The organism is Bartonella sp. SD1336NMGDW (genome assembly GCF_042193565.1).
Lineage (GTDB): Bacteria > Pseudomonadota > Alphaproteobacteria > Rhizobiales > Rhizobiaceae > Bartonella > Bartonella grahamii.
The window spans coordinates 1-1534 of the sequence record NZ_JBHILW010000064.1 but is presented as its reverse complement, the minus strand read 5'-3'; the positions used below and the strand labels follow the sequence as shown (position 1 = coordinate 1534).

At 32.9% G+C, this 1534-nt stretch carries 2 protein-coding genes; both read left to right on the top strand.

Going from position 1 to position 1534, the window contains the following annotated elements:
• The first annotated feature begins 203 nt into the window (after positions 1 to 203).
• A complete protein-coding gene (locus tag ACFIKH_RS09085) occupies positions 204 to 581 on the top strand; it encodes a hypothetical protein (protein WP_375671529.1) in 378 nt (125 codons plus the stop codon).
• 68 nt (positions 582 to 649) lie between these two features.
• A complete protein-coding gene (locus ACFIKH_RS09080) occupies positions 650 to 1354 on the top strand; it encodes a hypothetical protein (protein ID WP_375649271.1) in 705 nt (234 codons plus the stop codon).
• The last annotated feature ends 180 nt before the right edge of the window (positions 1355 to 1534 follow it).

Here is a 1534-nt window from a genome sequence, read left to right as displayed (position 1 = left end):
GTAATTCTAGACGCAATTCGACTAGTACAGCAACGCCATAAAACACTATTTTTCATATCCTGTCAACAAAAAAAATCGCTATATTGTGTATTTTTTATTTTTTTCACCTAAATCTAGCGTCTTTAACAACCAACCACTCACAATTGTATCATCTCAACGAATCAATTATATGACTAGAAACTAATAAAAAGCGGGGGAGAACAATGCGTGATATTGTCATAGTAATAGTGGGTATACTCATACTATGGGCTATAGTCTCTGACATGTGGGAAGAAGCAGAGAATGGTCGGAATACAGAATTTCAAGGTACTCTTTTATTGGTCATAGTACTCGGGGTGCTTTGGCATCTTGAATTTTCAAGAAACTTTTTATTAGTGGTAGCAATTTTGTTGTTTGCTTGGAGAAATTACCTAGGAATAAAAGCAAATTTTGAACATGATCGCTTAATTGAAAATTATCAGGCAGCGTCTGATTGGAAAGATCAAAGAATTAATGAACTTCAAGCGGTTGAAGAGGAAATAATTAATGAGGAATTGTCCAAGATAATAATAAAAGCTTTGGCAACAACAGAAAAAGAATGAATCTGGTTGAGAAAAAATCAATTAAAGGTTCAATACTATGATTGATAATTAATAAAAAAGGGGAGAAAATGTGGTTTATTATAGGAATTGTAATCCTTATCTTAATAATCCCAATATTAATTGATATTATTATATTAGTAATTTACGGCATTGGATTATTTCTAGGGGGCATACTTGAAACTCTAAAAGAGTTCCTAAATTTAGTAGGAAAAATACTATTAACAATAATACTGCCAACATTAGAAACTATCGATTATGCTTTTACAAAGGATAAAAGCAAATGGAACGAAATAATTGAGAAACGAGAAAGATTTAGAGAACATAAAGCGATTAAGAAAAAAAACGGAGAAAAAACAATAAATTATTACTTTCGTTTTGCTAAACGTGGCTTATTTCTACTCTTGCGCCTAGTGGGGCTCTCCTATTTCACAGCAGTGGTTACCTTTATAATTATGTTTTCTACAGGGTACATCATTGCTACGTTTTTCCCCCGCTCTTTTGCCCCTTATTTGTTAGGGACAATTATTTTAATGCTTACTCTTCCCCTTACAGTCTGTATGGCACCAATCCAATATAGAATACAAGCGCTACCTGTTTCATTTTTACTACAAACAATGCTTCTCTGGGTTCAGTTTCGCGAAAACCTCTCTATGGGTATTGTATTCTATATCGCATTCTTTGAGCTATTCGTATATATATTATTTAGCTTTTCTCACGCAGTATTTATAGCCGAACTATCAGAAGAGCAATCAACTGCCTTTGAAACATTATAATAAACATTTACCATTTAGTTTTTCTGTCAAAATATTTATGAAGCGCGTTAAGAGCGACCCGCAATGAATTCACAAGATGTGGTAATGTTTGGTCTTCGACAATAATATATTGTATTGCTGCATAAAGATTATACTGTCTATAGAGATGTTGTGTTTCTTTTATCGCCTCTTGCATATTAG